Origin of the sequence: Nucisporomicrobium flavum, assembly GCF_016464385.1 — a bacterium.
In the GTDB taxonomy this organism is placed as follows: Bacteria; Actinomycetota; Actinomycetes; order Mycobacteriales; family Micromonosporaceae; genus Actinoplanes; species Actinoplanes flavus_A.
This window is the reverse complement of sequence record NZ_JADMLH010000007.1, coordinates 223,575-243,269: the sequence shown is the minus strand read 5'-3', so window position 1 is coordinate 243,269 and position 19,695 is coordinate 223,575. Positions and strand designations below refer to the sequence as shown.

Annotated in this window: 14 protein-coding genes; 7 read left to right on the top strand and 7 right to left on the bottom strand. The window is 73.7% G+C overall.

All coding sequences use genetic code 11. From position 1 onward, the window contains the following. Positions 1-16 precede the first annotated feature (16 nt). From IT780_RS19115 to IT780_RS19100, 4 genes are all read left to right on the top strand, one after another. A complete protein-coding gene (locus tag IT780_RS19115) occupies positions 17-700 on the top strand; it encodes a response regulator (RefSeq protein WP_199512946.1) in 684 nt (227 codons plus the stop codon). A gap of 88 nt (positions 701-788) precedes the next feature. Then, positions 789-2,138 (top strand): glycoside hydrolase family 6 protein, encoded by a 1,350-nt coding sequence (locus tag IT780_RS19110; RefSeq protein ID WP_199512945.1) that lies wholly within the window; start codon positions 789-791, stop codon positions 2,136-2,138. Further along, positions 2,132-3,268, top strand: coding sequence for a cellulose-binding domain-containing protein (locus tag IT780_RS19105; RefSeq protein WP_307831260.1), 1,137 nt, complete (start codon positions 2,132-2,134; stop codon positions 3,266-3,268). Before IT780_RS19110 ends, IT780_RS19105 begins: the two co-directional genes overlap by 7 nt. Before the next feature lie 89 nt (positions 3,269-3,357). Further along, complete coding sequence (locus IT780_RS19100) at positions 3,358-4,806, top strand: ATP-binding protein (protein WP_199512944.1); 1,449 nt, start codon at positions 3,358-3,360, stop codon at positions 4,804-4,806. On the opposite strand, the gene IT780_RS19095 is transcribed toward IT780_RS19100, so the two are convergent. From IT780_RS19095 to IT780_RS19070, 6 genes are all read right to left on the bottom strand, one after another. Continuing rightward, positions 4,754-6,001, bottom strand: coding sequence for an MFS transporter (locus tag IT780_RS19095; protein WP_307831259.1), 1,248 nt, complete (start codon positions 5,999-6,001; stop codon positions 4,754-4,756). The genes IT780_RS19100 and IT780_RS19095 overlap by 53 nt on opposite strands. A 10-nt stretch (positions 6,002-6,011) precedes the next feature. Next, positions 6,012-8,375 carry a putative bifunctional diguanylate cyclase/phosphodiesterase gene (locus tag IT780_RS19090; protein ID WP_307831258.1) on the bottom strand — a complete coding sequence of 788 codons (2,364 nt, stop codon included), beginning with the start codon at positions 8,373-8,375 and terminating at the stop codon, positions 6,012-6,014. Positions 8,376-8,435: 60 nt separating this feature from the next. Further along, entirely contained in the window at positions 8,436-10,064 is a 1,629-nt protein-coding gene (locus tag IT780_RS19085; RefSeq protein WP_199512943.1) for an acyl-CoA dehydrogenase family protein, read from the bottom strand. Beyond that, positions 10,061-10,822, bottom strand: coding sequence for an alpha/beta hydrolase (locus IT780_RS19080; RefSeq protein WP_307831257.1), 762 nt, complete (start codon positions 10,820-10,822; stop codon positions 10,061-10,063). The genes IT780_RS19085 and IT780_RS19080 overlap by 4 nt, the downstream gene beginning before the upstream one ends. Next, entirely contained in the window at positions 10,819-13,500 is a 2,682-nt protein-coding gene (locus tag IT780_RS19075) for a PQQ-dependent sugar dehydrogenase (RefSeq protein WP_199512942.1), read from the bottom strand. The genes IT780_RS19080 and IT780_RS19075 overlap by 4 nt, the downstream gene beginning before the upstream one ends. Before the next feature lie 137 nt (positions 13,501-13,637). Beyond that, entirely contained in the window at positions 13,638-14,537 is a 900-nt protein-coding gene (locus tag IT780_RS19070) for a LysR family transcriptional regulator (protein ID WP_199512941.1), read from the bottom strand. 70 nt (positions 14,538-14,607) lie between these two features. On the opposite strand from IT780_RS19070, the gene IT780_RS19065 reads away from it, so the two are divergent. Together IT780_RS19065 and IT780_RS19060 are read left to right on the top strand one after the other, a co-directional pair. After that, positions 14,608-15,672, top strand: coding sequence for a TDT family transporter (locus IT780_RS19065; protein ID WP_199512940.1), 1,065 nt, complete (start codon positions 14,608-14,610; stop codon positions 15,670-15,672). Positions 15,673-15,890: 218 nt separating this feature from the next. Continuing rightward, positions 15,891-18,119: a glycoside hydrolase family 9 protein gene (locus tag IT780_RS19060; RefSeq protein WP_372443726.1), complete on the top strand. Its 2,229-nt coding sequence runs from the start codon at positions 15,891-15,893 to the stop codon at positions 18,117-18,119. 42 nt (positions 18,120-18,161) lie between these two features. Here IT780_RS19060 and IT780_RS19055 read toward each other — a convergent pair whose 3' ends face one another. Continuing rightward, positions 18,162-19,052 (bottom strand): NmrA/HSCARG family protein, encoded by an 891-nt coding sequence (locus tag IT780_RS19055; protein WP_199512939.1) that lies wholly within the window; start codon positions 19,050-19,052, stop codon positions 18,162-18,164. Between the two features lie 98 nt (positions 19,053-19,150). Between IT780_RS19055 and IT780_RS19050 the strand changes: the two genes are divergently transcribed. Continuing rightward, the gene (locus tag IT780_RS19050) at positions 19,151-19,687 is read left to right on the top strand and encodes a TetR/AcrR family transcriptional regulator (RefSeq protein WP_199512938.1); all 537 of its coding nucleotides are present in this window, start codon (positions 19,151-19,153) and stop codon (positions 19,685-19,687) included. Positions 19,688-19,695: the final 8 nt, after the last annotated feature.

Sequence of the window (19,695 nt, the reverse complement as noted above, 5' to 3'; positions counted from 1 at the left end):
CGATGGAAGGCACAGCGTGAGCATTCGGGTGTTGCTGGCGGATGATCAGGCGCTGATCCGGGCCGGCTTCAAGATGATCATTGATTCGGAGCCGGGGTTCCAGGTCGTCGCCGAGGCGGCGGATGGGCGGGAGGCGGTCGATCTGGCGCGGACCGCCCGGGCCGACGTGGTGCTCATGGACATCCGGATGCCGCGGATGGACGGTCTCGAGGCGACCCGCCGGATCGGTGCGGACGACAATCTCGCCGGGGTGCGGGTGCTGGTGCTGACCACGTTCGAGAATGACGACAACGTGGTGCTGGCCCTGCAGGCGGGCGCGAGCGGGTTCCTCGGCAAGAGCGTGGAGCCGGAGGATCTGTTGCACGCGATCCGGGTGGTGGCCGGCGGGGAGGCGCTGCTGTCGCCGAAGGCCACGCGGGGTCTGGTCAGCCGGTTCCTGACCAGCCTGCGGCCGGAGCCGGGCGGCTCGTCGCGGGCGCTGGACCTGCTGACCGAGCGGGAGCGGGAGATCCTGGTGCTGGTCGCCCACGGGTTGTCCAACGACGACATCGCCGAGCGGCTGCACCTGTCGCCGCTGACCGCGAAGACGCATGTGAACCGGGCGATGACCAAGCTCAACGCGCGGGACCGGGCTCAGCTGGTGGTGCTGGCGTACCAGAACGGGCTGGTCCGGCAGGGAGATGCGCTGCCGGAAGGCTGACGCTTGATGTTCCGGGGGTGTTACACCTACGGTGGTCGATATATGGGAGCGCTCCCACGCCCCTACCCCGTCCCCCTGGAGTAGCCCGATGCGTCTTCGCCTGCTCGCGGCCGCCAGCCTGGTCGCCGGTGCCGCTCTCGTGTGGCCCGGCACCGCCTCGGCCGCCGAGTCCCCGTTCTACGTCGATCCGCAGTCCAGCGCCGCTCGCTGGGTCGCGGCCAACCCCAACGATTCCCGGACGGCGGTGATCCGGGACCGGATCGCGAACGTGCCGCAGGGTCGCTGGTTCACCCAGAACAACCCCGGCACGGTGGCCTCGGAGGTCGACGCGTACGTCGGCGCGGCCGCGGCGGCCGGCAAGACGCCGATCATGGTCGTCTACAACATCCCCAACCGCGACTGCAGCGGCGCGAGCTCCGGCGGGCTGGCGAACCACAGCGCGTACCGGCAGTGGATCGACCAGGTGGCCGCCGGGCTCAAGGGCCGGGCCGCCGCGATCATCCTGGAGCCCGACGTGCTCCCGATCATGACGAACTGCCTCAGCAGCTCCCAGCAGGAGGAGGTGTACGCCTCGATGGCGTACGCCGGCAAGAAGCTCAAGGCCGCCTCGTCCGCCGCCAAGGTCTACTTCGACGCGGGCAACTCGGCGTGGCTGGCCCCCGCCGAGATGGCCGCCCGGCTGGTCCGCGCGGACGTTGCCAACAGCGCGGACGGCATCTCGGTCAACGTCTCCAACTACCGGTCGACCGCCGAGTCGACCTCGTACATCAGGAACGTCATCGCGGCCACCGGGGTGAGCCGGCTCAAGGGTGTCATCGACACGAGCCGCAACGGCAACGGCCCGCTGGGCACCGAGTGGTGCGACCCGGCCGGGCGCGCCATCGGCACGCCGAGTACCACCGCGGTCAGCGACTCGATTCTTGACGCGTACCTGTGGATCAAGCTGCCCGGCGAGGCCGACGGCTGCATCGCCGGGGCCGGCCAGTTCGTGCCGCAGCGGGCGTACGACCTGGCGATCGCGGCGGGTGCGACCCAGCCGCCGACGACGCCGCCCACCACGCCTCCGACCACGCCGCCCACCACGCCTCCGACCACCCCGCCCACGACGCCGCCGACCACGCCGCCGGCGGGTGGATGCTCGGTCGCGTACTCGGCGAACGCCTGGTCGACCGGCTTCACCGCGGACGTCCGGATCACCAACAACGGCCCGGCGCTCAGCTCCTGGACGCTGACCTTCACGGTGCCGGCGACGGTGTCGGTGAGCAACGGCTGGAACGGGACCTGGTCGCAGTCCGGGACCACGGTCACCGTGCGCAACGCGTCGTACAACGGCACCCTCGCCACCGGGGCCACCACCAGCACCGGCTTCCAGGCGAGCTTCACCGGGTCGACGCCGGCGAACCCCACCGGCTTCGCCCTGAACGGCACGCCGTGCTGACCCGGCTCGCGGCCGCGGTCGCCCTCGGCGCGGCCGTCCTGGTCGTGCCCACGATGGCCTCCGCGGCGAGCGCCTGCGACGTCACGTACACGGTCAACTCGTGGAGCAACGGGTTCACCGCCGACGTGAAGGTCACCAACCGGTCGGCGGCGGTCAGCCCGTGGACGCTGACCTGGACCTTCCCGGGCGACCAGCGGGTCACCTCGGGCTGGAGCGCCACGGTCACCCAGTCCGGCAGCGCGGTCACCGCCGCGGCGCCGAGCTGGGCACCGTCGCTCGGTACGGGCGCCTCGGCGTCGTTCGGCTTCCAGGGGACGTACTCGGGCGCCAACACCGCGCCCGCGTCGTTCTCGCTGAACGGGGTGCGCTGCGGCGAGGACACCACCACGCCACCCAGCAGCCCGCCGCCGTCGGACCCGCCGCCTAGCAATCCGCCGCCGACCGATCCGCCGACCAGCCCGCCGCCCGGCACACCGTCGGGCACCGAGGGCTTCGAGGGCTCCACGGCGAACTGGACCACGACGTACCCGGACTGCTCCGGCGCCGGCAAGGCCACGTTCGACGGCTCGGTGGCGCACAGCGGCAGCAAGTCGCTGCGCATCGACGGCGCGGCCGGCTACTGCAACCACGTGTTCGTCCGCAATACGTCGCTCCTGCCGGCCGGGAACGTCTGGTTCGTGCGCTACTGGGTCCGGCACACCACGGCGCTGCCGGCCTCGCACATCACCACCGTCGCCCTGCAGGACACCGCCGACGGCAACCGTGACCTGCGCTTCGGCGGCCAGAACGGCGCGCTGCAGTGGAACCGCGCGTCCGACGACGCCACGCTGCCCGAGCAGAGCCCGGCCGGCGTCGCCCAGTCGGCCCCGCTGCCCACGGGAAGCTGGAACTGCGTGGAGTTCAAGGTCAACGGTACGGACGGCACCATGCAGACCTGGCTCAACGGGACCTCCGTGCCCGGGCTGCTGGAGGACGGCGTACCGACCCACGACGTCGACGGGCAGTGGCTCAACAAGACGTACCGGCCCCGCCTGGCCGACCTGAAGCTGGGCTGGGAGAGCTACGGCGAGGGCTCCGACACCCTCTGGTACGACGACGTGGCCGCGTCCACCAGCCGCATCGGCTGCTGACCGTACGGCTCTAGGGGCCCGCTCCCGATCGCGGGAGCGGGCCCCGCTGCGTCCGGCGTGTCACTCTTGGTACCGGAGAGGGGGCCGCCATGACCGAGTCCTTCCAGTACGCCGGAGCCACCGTCGAGATCGTCGACGCCGGCACCATCCTCGCCGCCGCCCGGGTCAACCCCGTCGAGCTGCTGCGCCGAGCCACGTTCCCGTCGCCGGTACGGCGCGCCGAGCTGACCGTCTCCAGCGCCGACACGCCCGAGGGGCCGATGCACGTGTTCGCCGCGGAGATCGGCACCACGGTCAACGACCTGCCGCACAAGGAGCGCATCCGCGCCGTGGTGCTGGGCAACGACCCGGTGGGCATCCTGCTGGCGAAGCGGATCGCGGCCGGCGACCCCATCGCCACGCGCATCGTCGACGGGGTGGGGACCGCGGCCGTCGCGGCGTACCGGAAACTGGGCCTGGACCGGCCCGTCACGTCCGCCGAGCCGGAGACCGGCTACCTCGCCGACGCCGCCGGCGGCCTGCAGGCGACCATGACCCACGACCCGGCCGCCGGCGTGCTGCGCCTGCGCGCCGAGGTCCCGCGCGACGAGGTGCAGCCCGAGCACCTGGCGGCCATGGTGCGGCTGGTGCTGCAGGCGGTCGTCGAGCTGCTGCCGCCGTCGACCGAGCCGCTGACCGGCCGCCGGTACGTGGTCAGCCGCGAGACCATCCCGCGGGTGGCCACCACCACCCAGGAGGTCACGCTCGACCAGGTCGGCGGGCTCGCGCCGGTGGTCGCCGAGCTGCGGCAGATCGCGGTGTCGTTCCGCCACCCCGAGGCGATGGCCCGGTGGGGCGCGCGGCGGCCGCAGGGCATCCTCATGTACGGCCCGCCCGGCACCGGCAAGACCATGCTGTCGCGCGCGCTGGCCAACGAGATCGGTGCCGACTTCCGCGAGATCCGTACCCCCGAGATCCTCGACAAGTGGCTGGGCGGCTCGGAGCGCAACATCAAGCAGGTGTTCCGCGACGCCCGCCGCTACCGGGTGCCGACGCTGATCCTGTTCGACGAGTTCGACTCGATCATCAGCTACGCGGGCTCCGGCGGCGACGCGGCCAGCCAGGCGATCAACGCGGTGGCCGGCATCTTCAAGCAGGAGATGAACGACCTCATCGAGGCCAACCCGAACGTGATCGTGGTGGCCACGACGAACTTCCCGCACCGCGTCGACGACTCGCTGATCCGGTCCGGACGCTTCGACGTGAAGCTGTCCATCCCGAAGCCGGACGAGGCCAGCCGCGCGGAGATCTTCCGCAAGATGATCGCCCAGCTCGCGGCGGCCCACGAGGAGCCCGGCTTCACGATGTTCGCCGACGGGCTGGACATGGCCGAGCTGGGCCGGCTCAGCCACGGTATGACCGGCGCGGACATCAAGGAGGTGCTGCGCCGGGTGCAGCTGACCAAGGCCATGCAGGACGCCCGGACCGGCGGCATGGTCGAGCCGATCAGCCAGCAGGACCTGCGGGAGAGCGTGGCGGAGCTGCTGGGACAGCACTGACCGGGGCCGGCCGCCAGGGCAGCAGCGCGGCGCTGGCGGCCAGGCCCACCGCGATCAGCAGCAGCGCGGCACGCACGCTCGTGGCGGCGGCGAGCAGGCCGCCCGCGGTGACGCACACCGGCTGGGCGACCCGGTTGCTGATCGACCAGGCGGCGAGCACGCGCGACACGTGCCCGTCCGCGACCGCGGTCAGCCGCCACGCCGCGAACGCCGGGTTGAACAGCCCCGCGAAGCCGGTGATGAGCAGCTCCCCGGCCGTGATCAGAACCAGCCCGGCGGTGCCGGCCGGAGCGAGCGGCACCAGCGCCAGCGGCAGCGTCTTCGCCACGCCCGCGACCAGCAGCACCCGCCGGCGGCCCCATCGGAGGATGAGCGGGCGCGCGGCCAGCGAACCGGCCAGCCCGCCGAGGCAGGAGACGCCGAACACCAGGCCGTACGCCCAGGCGGCGAAGCCCAGCTCGCGCAGCATGAACACGGTGATCAGCGGCAGCGTGGCCATCACGCCGCCGTTGAAGATCAGCGAGTTGGCGTACAGGGCGCGCAGCTCCGGGTGGCCCAGGATGTACCGCCAGCCCGCCGTGATCGCGGCCCGGCGGTCCGGCGCCGGCGACCGTGCGGGCGGGGCCGGCTCGGGGGAGCGCAGGCGGCGCACGCCCACCGCCGACAGCAGGAACGACACCGCGTCCGCCGCCATCGTCGTGGTCGGGCCTAGCCACGAGATCAGCCCTCCGCCCAGCGGCGGCCCCACCGTGTTGACCGTCCAGAACGTCGCCTCGAACCGGCCGGTGGCGGTGGTCAGCTCCGCGGCGGGCACCAGCCTCTTGAGGTGCGCGCCGCTCGCGGCCTGGAACGCGATGACCCCCACCGACTGGGCCACGGCGACGAGGCAGAGCTGCGCGTACGTCAGCACGCCGGCGGCCGCCGCGACGGGCACGCTCGCCAGCGCCGCGCCGCGGACCAGGTCGGCGCCGGCCATCACGGGCCGCTTGGGACGGAACTCGATCCACGGGCCGAGCGGGAGGGCCAGCGCCGCCCCGGCCAGCCCGCCCAGCGCCGTGAGCAGCGACACCTGCAGCACGCTCGCGTGCAGGACCAGCGTGGCGACCAGCGGCAGGGCGCCGAGGCTCAGCGCGGTGCCCAGCTCGCTCACCGCGTACGCCGACCAGAGGCGGCGGAAGTCAGGTCCCAGCGTCACGGGGGGGACCCTAGCGGTGGCCTCCGACAAACCCGGGGACCAGGAACTGCGGCTCGGCGGACGGACGGCCGAAGTGGTAGCCCTGCGCGAGGCGGTACCCGAGGCGGTACAGCTCGGCGGCCTGCTCGGCGGTCTCCACGCCCTCGGCCACCGCGGTCAGCCCGAGGCCCGCGCTGACCTGGATGAGCGCGGTGGCGATGACCGCGTGCCGGCCGGCCATGGTGATCCCGTCGACGAACGACTTGTCCACCTTGAGCACGTCCACAGGTACGGTCTGCAGCAGCCCGAGCGACGAGTGCCCGGTGCCGAAGTCGTCCAGGGCGATGCGCACGCCCAGGTCCTTGAGGTCCTGGACGGCCTGGACCGCCTGGCCGCCGCCGAAGACCGCGGTCTCGGTGACCTCGACGGTGAGGCGGGCGGCGCTCAGCCCGGTCTCCTCGAGCACGCCCGCCACCATGCGGGCGAGACCCGGCTCGCCGAGCTGCCGTGCCGACACGTTGACGCTGATCCGCTCGGGAGCCAGGTCGCCGTACTGAGCGCGCCACGCCACCGCCTGCGTGCAGGCGGTCCGCAGGATCCACTCGCCGAGCTCGACGATCAGCCCGTTGCGCTCGGCGGCCGGGATGAACCGCTCGGGCGGCACCAGCCCGCGCTCCGGGTGCTGCCAGCGGACGAGCGCCTCGACGGCGACCGTACGGCCGGTCGGCAGCTCCACGATCGGCTGGTAGACCACCCGGAACTGCCCGGAGTCCAGGGCGTGCCGCAGCTCCGCCCCCAGCATCGCCTGCTCGTCGGAGCGACGGTCCAGCGCCACGGTGTAGCGGCGGTGCCCGTCGCGGGCGGACTTGGCGGCGTACATGGCGACGTCGGCGCGGCGCAGCACCTCGTACGGGTCGGTCGTGCCGGTGCCGTCGGCGACGCCGATGCTGGCGCCGACGAGCAGCTCGTGGTCGCCGGCGGCGATGGGCCGGCGCAGCGTGTCGGCGAGCCGCCCCACGATCGCGTCGGCCTCGGCGTCGCCGGCGTCGGGCATGAGGATCGCGAACTCGTCGCCGCCCATCCTGGCGACCAGGATGTCGCCGCGCATCACGCTGCGCAGCCGGCCGGCGAGCACCTCCAGCAGCCGGTCGCCGACGCCGTGGCCGAGGCGGTCGTTGACGCCCTTGAAGTCGTCGAGGTCGAGCAGCGCGACCTGGGTCGGCCCGGCGGCGAGGGCGGCGCGGACGCCGTTCTCGAAGCGCCGCCGGTTCGCCAGCCCGGTCAGCTCGTCGGCCATCGCGAGGTCCTCGAGCTGGTCGGCCTGGTACTGGACCTGCGCGACGAAACCGGACATGCGCGCGACGACGAGCAGGAACAGCATGGCCGCGCCGGCGGCGATGGTGAGCCGGTCCACGGCGTCGCCGCCGATGCCGGGCAGGAACAGCAGGCCGGGGGCCACCAGTGAGCAGACCGCGAGCAGCACCAGCCGGGCGCGGGTGACCCGGCCGTCGCCGGAGCGCTCGGCGACCGTACCGGCCAGGCGCATCGAGGGGTGCAGGGCGGAGGCGCCCCAGAACACGTACGACAGCAGCCAGCCGGCGTCCAGCACGCCGCCGTCGGAGTCCGAGTAGAGCGACACCAGCGAGTACGCGATGTCGGCGCAGAGCAGCAGCAGCGCGGCCACGCCGAGCAGCCGGATGCTCGCCGAGCGGCGTCCGGTGCCGGTGTAGAACCGCGCCAGCATCGCGATCAGCAGCGCGTCGCCGGCGGGGTACGCCACCCCGATGGACCGTTCCAGCGTCGAGGCGGTGGAGTCGGCGGCCACCGGATGCATGACGAACACCCAGAAGATCAGTCCCACGCCGATGGCGACGATCGCGGCGTCCACCAGCGCCGCGACGTTGCGCCCCGGCAGGCTGCGCCCGCGCATCAGCAGGTACATGCCGACCACGAACATCGGGTACGCGCTGAGGTAGAAGATGTCGGCGGCCGACGGGTACGGCTCCTGGTCCAGCCCGTACTTGTAGTACTCCCAGACGAGGTCGCCGACGACCCAGGTGACCTGACCCGCGGCGAACCAGTACCACATCGCCGGGCGGGCGGGCCGGTGCAGCCGGACGCCGATGACGATCAGCAGGCTGGACCCGAGCCCGACGAGGTTGTACGCGAGGTTGGCGGCCAGCCCGCCGGTGGGCAGCACGTAGTAGCCGGCCGTGGCGAGGATTCCCGCCGCCAGCCACCACCACCAGTAGCGATCGCGCTGCACGTCCTGCCATCGGCCGCCGGGCGGCGCAGTTGAGTCCTCGGCACGCTCGGGAGACCGTGGCCACAGGGGCGGGGCAGGGGCGCGGGCCGGCGACGCGTCCGCGGCCACTGTGCCGGTGCTCACACCCACGGGGTTGATCGTGCCGTAGCGCTCCCGCCGCCTGTCACCCCGGGCGGGTATGGATGCGGCTCACGCGGGCAGGGCGCGCTCGACCAGGGCCGTGGTGTCGGCGGCGGGCGGCAGCGTGCCGAACGTGTGACCCCAGTCGCCGCCGAGCCGGGTCGCGCAGAACGCATCCGCGACCGCTGCCGGGGCGTGCCGGACGAGCAGCGCGCCCTGCAGCACGACGGCCATCCGTTCCACCACCCGCCGGGCCTGCGCCTCCAGGTCGTCGCCGGACAGCAGCGCGACCAGCTCCGCGGCGGCGGTGTCGAGGCGCCGGTCCGCGCCCGCCGCCGTGGCCACCTCCGCCCGGAACGCCGCCAGCGCGGCCGGCTCGCGGCGCAGCGCCCGCAGCACGTCGAGCGCCTGCACGTTGCCCGAGCCCTCCCAGATCGAGTTCAGCGGGGCGTCGCGGTAGAGCCGAGGCAGCCCGGAGTCCTCGACGTAACCGTTGCCGCCCAGGCACTCCAGCGCCTCGCCCACCACCGCGGGTTGGCGTTTGCACACCCAGAACTTGCCCACCGCGATCGCCAGGCGCCCGAACGCGCGCTCGGCCGCGTCACCGCGTACGCCTCGATCGACGGCCCCGGCCAGCCGCAGGGCCAGCGCGGTCGCGGCCTCGGTCTCCACCGCCAGGTCCGCCAGGACGTTGCGCATCAGCGGCTTGGCGATCAGCGGGCCGCCGAAGGCGGAGCGGTGCCGGGCGTGGTGCACGGCCTGCACCAGCGCGGCGCGCATCCCGGACGCCGACCCGGTCACGCAGTCGAGGCGGGTCATCGCGACCATGTCGATGATCGTGCGTACGCCGTGGCCCTCGTCGCCGATCCGCCACGCCACGGTCCCGTCGAACTCCGGCTCGCTGCTCGCGTTGCTGCGGTTGCCGAGCTTGTCCTTGAGCCGCTGGATGCGGAACGTGTTGCGGGTGCCGTCGGGCAGCACGCGCGGCACGAGGAAGCAGGTGAGCCCGCCGGGCGCCTGCGCGAGGACCAGGAACAGGTCGCACATCGGCGCGCTGGTGAACCACTTGTGGCCGCGAAGCCGGTAGGTGCCGTCGGGGTCCGGGGTGGCGGTGGTGGAGTTGGCGCGGACGTCGGAGCCGCCCTGCTTCTCGGTCATGCCCATGCCGGCGAGCAGCCCGCGCTTGGCCTGCGGCGTGCGCAGCCCGGGATCGTAGACCCGGCTGGTCAGCAGCGGCTCGTACGCGGCCGCGAGCCCGCCGTCGTGGCGCAGCGCGGGCACCACGGCGTACGTCATCGACACCGGGCAGATGTGACCGGCCTCGACCTGGCTCCAGGTGTACAGGGCGGCGGCCCTCGCCACGTGCGCGCCCGGCCGCGGATCGGCCCACGCCGCCCCGGCCAGCCCTTCGCTCACCGCCACGTCCATCAGCCGGTGCCACGACGGGTGGAACTCGACCTCGTCGGTGCGGTGGCCGTACCGGTCGTGGGTGAGCAGCCGCGGCTCGTGGCGGTTGGCCTCGTCGGCCCAGCGCTGCGGCTCCGGCTGCCCGCCCAGCTTGCCGAGCCGGTGCAGGTCGTCGGCGGCCCAGCCGGCGCCCTCGCGAGCGACCGCGTCCAGCAGGGCGGCATCGGCGGCGATGTCGTGCCCCACGAGCGGGGGCGGCTGGTTCACGACGTCATGGGTGGAGGCGCTCACGCCACCAACTTAGCCGCGAGGCGGCGGATCGCGGCTGCCACGGCATCGGGGTCCACGACCTGGTGCAGGTGCTCGCCGGGGATGACGTCGACCGGCCACCCGCGCGCGGCGGCGTCCGCGGCGTCCGCGTCGTAGGGCTCGCTGAACTTCAGGTACGCACACGGCCGGGCATCCCAGCTGTCCGGCACCGGCAGACGCTGCTCGTAGTACGACAGTGGGAGCCGCGGCTGCTCGTCCTCGATGACCTTGCGGGTGCCGGCGTCCGGGAACATCGGCGCCACGTCGGCCTCGTCGAACCAGTGCGTCCACGGCGGCAGCCGCCCGTCCGGCCCGACCCGTACGCGCAGGAACGCCAGCCCGTCCGCGTCGGCCACCGGGCTCGGCCCGTCCCGCTCCGGCAGCGACGCGTCCACGAACACCACCGCCGCGACGGGCCGGGGCGCGGCCGCCACGATCGACGGCAGGAACAGCCCGGCGTTGCTGTGCGGCACCAGCACGACGGGAGCGTCCGCCGGAGCCGTCGCGATCGCCAGGCGGACCGGCTCGGCCACCGCCGGCCAGAACGGCGGCCCGGCGTCCGCGACCCGGGTCAGGTCCGGCACGACCGAGCCGGGCAGCCGGTCCGCGACGGCGGTCCAGGTCGACGGGCCGACCGAGGGGCTGTGCACGAGCACGAAGACGGGATCCATGCCCCGACCCTCCCGGACCGGCGGCGGGCCGGCCACCCCGGCGGTCACGCCGTCAGCGAACAGGGTCACGCACGCGGCCTGAGCAGGGTGATGCGGGAGGCGCCGAGCTCGGTCACGTACAGGTTGCCGGTGGCGGTGTCCTCGGTGACGTCGAGCGGCTGGCTGAACCCGGTGAACCCGGTGATGCCGGTGGTCCGGTTGCTCAGCCGGCCGTCGGCCGCCACGTCGAACGTCTCGATGTCCTGGCCCGACGAGTAGCGCACCACCAGGAGCTTGCCGTCGAGCGCGCCGCCGCGGTACTCGATCGCGCCGTTCGCCGAGGCGTGCAGGCCCGCGTCGTACGTGCCCGCGAGGTGGAAGTTGGGGTCCGGGGCGGTGCCGGCCGGGTATGCGGCGACCTCGAACGGGTCGGCGCCGGACGTGGGGTTGCCGCCGGCGAGCACCCACTCGCAGCGCAGCGGGTTGGGGTGGCCGTAGTAGCGCCCCGGCCGCACGTCGAACACGTAGTCGGTCTCGGCCGCCGGCACGCCGGTCAGCCCCGGAACCGCCGGCCCGGTGTAGCCCCGCCGCGCGCACGAGGCCGGCAGCGTGGCCGGGGTGGCGGGGGTGTTCCCGCCCGCCGCCGAGCCGTTCGTGGGGGCGTACAGGTGGCCGTTGCGGTGCCAGACCAGGTCGTAGGCGTTGCGGACCCCGGTGGCGTGGATCGTCAGGGGCGCCCCGGACGCGTACGGGTCGTACGTGCCGCCCCCGTCCGCGGTCCGCACGTCCAGCGGTGCCGAGCCCAGCCGGGTGGTGTCGAGCCGCAGCACCGCCGCGCTCAGCAGCCGTTCCGGCCGGTTGCCCCACGTGGAGTCGGCCGCACCCATCGCGTTGTTGGCGCCCTGGGAGGCGTACAGGGCGCCGTCCGGGCCGAAGGCCAGCGAGTTGGTCTCGTGGTCCTTCACCGACCGCGGCAGCCCGACGACCATCGGCGTGTACGTGCCCAGGTTCGTCCCGCTCAGCCGCCCGATCCGCCCCGACCAGTCCGGCACGTCGAGCGGACCCACGTACTCGTAGTTGTCGGTGACCCACAGCGCGCCCGACGGGTCGAACGCCATGCCGATGACCGTGCGGGCCGGTGCACCGGGCAGGCCGAGCGCGGCGGCGTTGTCGCGGACGGCGGTGATGACGGTGGCCGTGCCCAGCGTGCCGTCGGCGTTGATCGGGAAGCGGAAGATGCGGCCGTCGAGGGTGCCCGCGTACAGCCGCCCGTCGGGGCCCTTGACCACCGTCGTGAAGGACGCGCCGGTCGCGACGCCGGCCACCTTGTCGAAGGCCGCCGGGCCGCCGGTCCCGCCGCCGTCGCCGGTGGTGAAGACGATCGAGTACGGCTGGAACGCGCGCCCGGTCACGTCGCGCACCCCGGACGTCAGGGTGAACCGGTACGCGGTGTTCGCCGCCAGCGGCGAGGTGGGGGACAGGTTCACCACGTCCCCGCCGCCGCTCGTGATCACGTGTGCCGGTACGGCGGCCCCGTCGGAGACCCGCGTGAGCGTCACCGTGGAGCTGGTGAGCGTGGCCTGGTCCACGCCGCCGCCCGGCAGCACCAGGTCCTCCACGACGCTGGTCGTCAGCGGGACACCGGTCGCGCCGTTCGCCGGGGTGCTCGTGCGGACGGCCGGAGCGGCGGCGCCCGCGACGCTCGCGATGTCGGCGTAGTCCAGCTTCGTGTTCGTGCCGCCGGCGGCGCTCAGCGTCAGCCGCCCGTCGGTGACGGTGACCGTACGCGTCACCGTCGCGTGCTTGACCGACGCGGTCGGCGCGAACGCCGCCACCGCGTTCTGGTCCTCGATGCTCAGCCAGTGGCTGCTGTTGACAGCGGTCCCGGCATCACCCACCGCGACCGTGACCGTGTACGCGCCCGGTGGCACAGCGACCTCCCACGAGCCCGGCGTGGTGACCCCCGTCGAGCCGCTGGGCAGTTGCATGTGGACGAACGTCGCCAGCCGTACGTCGGGCTGGGCCGCCGCGGGGTTCCGGTTGCGCCCGTTGCCGGCGAGGCTCAGCGGCGTCGACGTGCCGGGCTGGACCCACCCGTACCCGCGCGTGCCGGCGTACGCCTCACCCGAGTCGCGGACATAACCCGAGGGTGGCGCGGTGGCGGCGTCGGAGAAGTTGACCTTCAGCGCGGCCGGGCTGATCTCGAGGTAGCCGAGCTTGGTGTTGGTGCCGCCGACCGCGTCCACGGTCAGCCGGCCGTCGCTCACCGGCACGGTCACCGTCGCCGTGCGGTACTCCGCGGCCGCCGTCGAGACGAAACCGGCGATCGCGGTGACGCCCTCCACGCGTACGGTGTGTGAGCTGTCGTACGCCGGCTGGTCACCGACCGCGACCGTGACCTGGTACGTGCCGGCCGGCAGCGCGTACTCCCAGGCGCCCGGGGTGGCCACGCCGCTGCTGCCGCCGGTGTCGCCGTACTGCAGGTGGATCAGCGTGTTCAGCCGCGGGTCGATGCCGGCGCGCGCCCGGTCGCGGGTGTTGCGGGTCAGGTCCAGCGGCGTCTGCGTGCCCTGCGCCACCCACCCGGACCCGCGCGCCGGGTCGTACGCCTGCCCGGTGTCGGCGACGTACCCGGCCGGGACCGCGGAGCCGGCCGGCTGGAAGTTCACCCTGGCCACGGGCGGCCCGGCGGCGTGCGCGGGCGCCCCGGCGGCGAACGGTGCGGCGAGGACGGTCACGGCCACGATCCACAGACGACGGTTCCCCATCGGGCCATGCGAGCACGCGGGCGCCGCGGCCCGGCTGTCGGAAAGTGGCGAGGAGCGTCCGTGCAGCTCAGGGCCGTGGTCGTTTCGTCATTTCCGGGGCGATCAGCGGGAACGGGTCAGCCGCCGAAACCGGGTGATCAGCGGTGGCGGCGGGCGATCGCGTACAAATCCCGGGCGGGGCCGGTCAGCTGGGCGCCGGCCGGCCACACCGCGCGCAGCTGCCGCTGCGACGGCATCGACGCCGGCACCGCCACCAGCGTGCCCGCGGCCAGCTCCGCGGTCACGGCCAGCGAGCTGAGCACCGCCACGCCGGAGCCGGCCGCGACCGCATGCTTGATCGCGGTGGTGGAGGACAGCTCCAGCACCGGGGCGGCACCGGCGAGGTCGCCCAGCGCCTCCTCGAAGGCCCGCCGGGTGCCCGACCCCGCCTCCCGGGAGACCAGCGGGGTCGCCGCCAGCTCGGCGGCGGTGACGGCGCGCCGCCGCTTCGCCCACGGATGCCCCGGCGCGACGACCACGGTGAGCCGGTCGGTGGCGACCACCTCCCCGCGCAGCCCGGCCGGGACGCCGGGACCCTCGACGAACCCCAGCTCCACCTCCCCGGCCCGCACCGCGTCGGCCACCTCCGCCGAGTTCGCCGCCCGCAGCGTGACGCTCAGCCCGGGATGCCCGGCCCGCAACGCCACCAGCCACGGCGGCAGCAGGTATTCGGCGACGGTCTGGCTCGCCGCGACGGCCAGCCGGCTCTCCCGGGTCTCCCGCAACGCGGCGGCCCCGGCGGCCAGCGCCTCGGCGGCCTCCACCGCGGCGCGGGCCCAGTCGGCCACGAGAGCGCCGGTCCCGGTCAGCGTCGAGCCGCGCGGGGACCGGCGCAGCAGGGTCAGGCCCAGGCGGCGTTCCAGCTCCCGCAGCCGCGCGCTGGCGGCGGGCTGGGAGATCCGGTGGGCGGCGGCCGCCCGGCCCACACTGCCCAGCCTGGCGACGCTGAGCAGCAGGTCGAAGCCGGTCAGGTCGGCGACGACCGGGGGCAGAGGCATAACCACAGGCTATGACCTCAGAGGCGATCGATCGCTACCGGGCGGTCCCGCCCCGCGGCACAGTCGGATCATGACCGCCCTGCTGGCACCGCGTACCACCGTCCTGTTCGGCCCCAATTGGTTCGCCTCCGTGATGGGTACCGGCATCGTCGCCACGGCGGCCGCGTCCCTGCCGGTGCCTGTGCCGGGCCTGCGCCAGCTCGCCACGGTGGTGTGGGTGCTGGCCGCGCTGCTGCTCGCCGCGGTGATCGTGGCGGCGGCGGTGCACGGCCGCAGCCACGCCGACGACCCGGTGATGATCCACTTCTGGGGTGCGCCGCCGATGGCGCTGATGACGGTGGGCGCGGGAACGCTGCTGCTCGGCCGCGGATGGCTCGGCGACGCCGCGGCGGTCACCGTCGACGCGGTGCTGTGGGGCGCCGGGACGCTGCTCGGGCTGGCGGTCGCCGTCGCGGTCCCGTACCGGATGATGACCGGCCGCGGCGCCGGCCCGGAGGCTGCGTTCGGCGGCTGGCTCATGCCGGTCGTGTCGCCGATGGTGTCCGCGGCGACCGGCGCGCTGCTGGTGCCGCACGTGCCGTTCCGCGAGGACATGCTGCTCGCCTGCTACGCGATGGCGGGGCTCAGCCTCTTCGCGGCGGTCATCGTGATCACCCAGCTCTGGTCGCGGCTGGTGGCCAACCCGCCGGGCGCGGCGCGGACCGTACCCACACTGTGGATCGTGCTCGGCCCGATCGGCCAGTCGGTGACGGCCTTCCACCTCCTCGGCCGGGCCGCGCACGGGGTGCTGCCCGAACCGTACGCGACGGGCGCGCAGATGCTGGCGGTGCTGTACGGCGTACCCGCGCTCGGTTTCGCCCTGTTCTGGGCGGCGCTGGCCGCCGCGATCACCGTGCGCACCGCGCGGGCCGGGCTGCCGTTCTCGCTGACCTGGTGGAGCTTCACGTTCCCGGTCGGGACCGTGGTCACCGGGCTGAGCGGGATGGCGGCCCGGACGGGATCGCACCTGCTGGCCGCCCTGGCGGTGGCGTTCTATGCGGCGCTCGCCGGGGCGTGGATGGTGGTGGCGGCGCGGACGGCACGGGGCGCGCGCCGCGGTGACCTGTGGCGGGTGCCCACGCCGGCGCACCGGTGAGGAATCGCGGTCATGGTCCACGGCACGCGGATGTGGCGCCGGGCTCGGCGGTCTCGGTGTCGGCGGCCGACCTCGGAGATACCCGCTCGCATCGTCGAACGGCTCGATCTGGTGGTGTCCCGGGCGCCACGGTTCGTTTCCTAGGTGTTGACAGTGTGTGACCTGCGCATCAACATGTGTCCATCCGCCTATGGAAGCGCTCCCAAGGAGACTTGTCCGTGATACGTGCTCTAGGCGCCGCCGCGGTTCTCGCGGCGGCCTTCACCGTGGCGCCGTCCGCGCCCGCTCTGGCCGACGAGGTCGAGCAGGTGGTCAACGGGGGGTTCAGCACCGGGACCGACCCGTGGTGGGCCACCCCCAACCCGCTCACCCTGACCGACGGGCAGGCCTGCACCGAGGTCCCCGGCGGCACCCAGAACAAGTGGGACGTCATCGTCGGGCAGAACGACATCGACCTGGTCGAGGGGGAGAACTACCGGTTCTCGTTCCGCGCCTCCGGCAACCCCGAGGGCCGCGTCGCCCGGGCCGTCGTGGGGCTCGCCGTCGATCCGTACACCACGTACTTCGAGTCGTCGCCCGCCCTGACCGCCGCGGGTGACGCGTACTCGTTCACGTTCGCCGCGCCGGCGACCACGAACCAGGCGCAGGTGGCCTTCCAGGTCGGCGGCAGCGCCGACCCGTGGACCTTCTGCGTCGACGACGTCTCGCTGCTCGGCGGCGTCCCGCCCGAGGTGTACGTCCCCGACACCGGCCCGCGGGTGCGTGTGAACCAGGTCGGCTACGTGCCCGCCGGCCCGAAGCGCGCCACGCTCGTCACCGAGGCGACCACCGCGCTGCCGTGGCAGCTGAAGAACGCCGCCGGCGCCGTCGTGGCCCGGGGCACCAGCGCGCCGCGCGGGGTCGACGCGTCCTCCGGGCAGAACGTGCACACCATCGACTTCAGCGGCTACCGCAAGGCCGGCACCGGGTTCACGCTGGTCGCCGACGGCGAGACCAGCCGGCCGTTCGACCTCGGCGGCAAGGCGTACGAGCAGCTGCGCGCCGACGCGCTGAAGTTCTACTACACCCAGCGCAGCGGCATCGAGATCCGCGAGGACCTGCGGCCCGGGTACGCCCGCCCCGCCGGCCACGTCGACGTGTCCCCGAACCAGGGCGACGGCAGCGTGCCCTGCCAGGCCGGCGTCTGCGACTACCGCCTCGACGTCACCGGTGGCTGGTACGACGCCGGCGACCACGGCAAGTACGTCGTCAACGGCGGCATCTCCACGTGGCAGCTGCTCAGCGAGTACGAGCGCAGCCTGCGTACCCGCGGCACCACCCCGCAGCTCGCCATCCCGGAGAGCGGCAACCGTGTCCCGGACATCCTCGACGAGGCCCGCTGGGAGCTGGAGTTCCTGCTGAAGATGCAGGTGCCGGCCGGGCAGCCGTTCGCCGGCATGGCCCACCACAAGATCCACGACCAGAACTGGACCGGCCTGCCGCTGCTGCCGCACCAGGACCCGCAGCCGCGTGAGCTGCACCCGGTCTCCACCGCGGCGACGCTGAACCTGGCCGCCACGGCGGCGCAGGCGGCCCGGCTCTACCACCGCTACGACCCCGCCTTCGCGAGCAAGGCGCTGGCCGCCGCGAAGACCGCGTACGCCGCGGCGGTGGCGAACCCGGCCCGTTACGCCTCCGTGTCGGACGGCACCGGCGGTGGCGCGTACAACGACGACAAGGTCGACGACGACTTCTACTGGGCCGCCGCCGAGCTGTACCTGACCACGGGCGCCAAGCAGTACGCCGATGCGGTGCTCGCCTCGCCGGTGCACACCGCCGACCTCTTCGGCTCCGGCGCGTTCGACTGGGGCAACACCGCGGCCGCCGGCCGCCTCGACCTGGCCCTCGTGCCGAACAAGCTGCCCGGTCTGGCCCAGGTGCGTGCCTCGGTGGTCGCCGGCGCGGACAAGTACCTGGCCATCCAGAAGGCCCACGCGTACGGCGTCCCGTACGCCCCCGCCAACAACATGTGGGACTGGGGCTCCAACAGCGCCATCCTCAACAACATGGTGGTGCTCGCCTCGGCGTACGACCTGACCGGGCGCCCGGCGTACCGCGACGGCGTGCTCGAGGGCATGGACTACGTGCTGGGCCGCAACGCGCTCAACCAGTCGTACGTCACCGGCTACGGCGAGGTCAGCTCGCACAACCAGCACAGCCGCTGGTACGCCCACGAGCTCGACCCGGCCCTGCCCAACCCGCCCAAGGGCTCGCTCGCGGGCGGCGCGAACTCGTCCATCCAGGACCCGTACGCGCAGAGCAAACTGACCGGCTGCGTGGGGCAGTTCTGCTACATCGACGACATCCAGTCCTGGTCGACGAACGAGATCGCCATCAACTGGAACTCGGCGCTGGCGTGGAACGCGGCGTTCGTGGCATCCGTGGCGTCGGCGCCCGGCCGCCACTGAGCAGGATCCGGCGCCGGGGCGAGAGTCCCGGCGCCGGAGCCCTCATCCGAAGGCCCGCGCCGCCCAGGTGCGGAAGTCGGTGGTGGGCAGCCCGAGCTCGCGGTTGTGCTCCGGCCGGGCCGGGTTGCCGACCTCGTTCGACCATTCCATCATCGACACCATCGCCGGGTGCATGCCGCGCTGCACCGCCTCGGCCGCGGTGAGCACGGGCGCCTCGACGCGCCGGCCCAGCACGTCCGAGAGGACCGCGGCGATCTCGGTCATGGTCAGGAGATCGCCGGCGAGCTGGACGTCGCGGCCGTGGAAGCGTTCCCGGTCGGTGAAGGCCGCGGCCGCGGCCGTACCGATGTCGTCGACGGCGATCAGCGCGATCCGGGTGTCCGCCGCCAGGCTGGTCACGATCGTGCCGTCCGACCAGTCGCCGAACATCGGGGACCAGCCGAGCAGGTTGTCCATGAACGTCGCGGGCTTGAGCACGGTCCAGGAGCGGAAGCCGGCGGCGCGCACCCAGTCGTCGATGTCGGCCTTGCTGTCCCAGTACTGCCGGTTCCATCGGCCTTCGGCCCAGCCGGGCATGGTGCGATGGAACTCCCCGGCGCTCGAGACGCTGGTGTGCACGAACTGCTCCACGCCGGCAGCGCGGGCGGCTTCGATCAGGTTGCGGCCGTGGACGCGTTCCGAGTCGCTCTCCGGATCGGCGATGTCCGGCGTCTGCACCGAGAAGACGCCGCGTACCCCGGCCACGGCCGCGGCAAGCGTTTCCGGTACGCCGAGGTCGCCCTTGACCAGTTCGGCCCCGGCCTCGCGCAGGGCGGCCGCTTTGGCGGAGCCGGGGTCGCGCACGAGCGCACGGACGGGCGTCCCGGCGGCGAGCAGGGCGCGGGCGGTGGCTCCGCCCTGCTGGCCGGTGCCTCCGACGACGAGTACGGACATGCTGCCTCCTCCGAAATAAGTGGGGTGGCACCCCACTTCCTCGGCGCTACGATACGGAGGGGCACCCCACTTCAGCAACGACCGGGGAGGAGCGGGCGGTGAGAGCTGACGCACAACGCAACTACGACCGCATCGTGACCGCCGCGGCGGACGCGATCGCCCACGACGGCGCCGACGCCTCCCTGGAGGACATCGCCCGCCGCGCCGGGGTCGGCTCGGCCACGTTGCACCGGCACTTCCCGAACCGTGCGGCCCTGTTGGAGGCCGTCTTCCACGAGCGGATCGAGAACGTCTGCGGCCGTGCCCGTGAGCTGACGGCCGGCGACGACCCGTACGCCGCCCTGCTCGCCTGGCTGCGTGAGCTGGGGGCGTACGTGACGACGACCCGTGGCCTCGCGGCGTCGCTGCTGGACGGACCGCACCACAGCGACGCCTGCACCGTGATGCTCACCTCGGCGGGTGAGGAGCTGCTGCTGCGGGCGGCCGCCGCCGGCAAGGTACGGGCGGACGTCTCCATGACGGACCTGGTGACGCTGGTGAACGCGATCTCGCTGGCCACCGAGCACAGCGGGCCCGGCGAGACGCAGCGGCTGCTCGCCCTCGCCCTGGAGGGCATCACCCCGCCGGGCGCTTGAACTGGCAG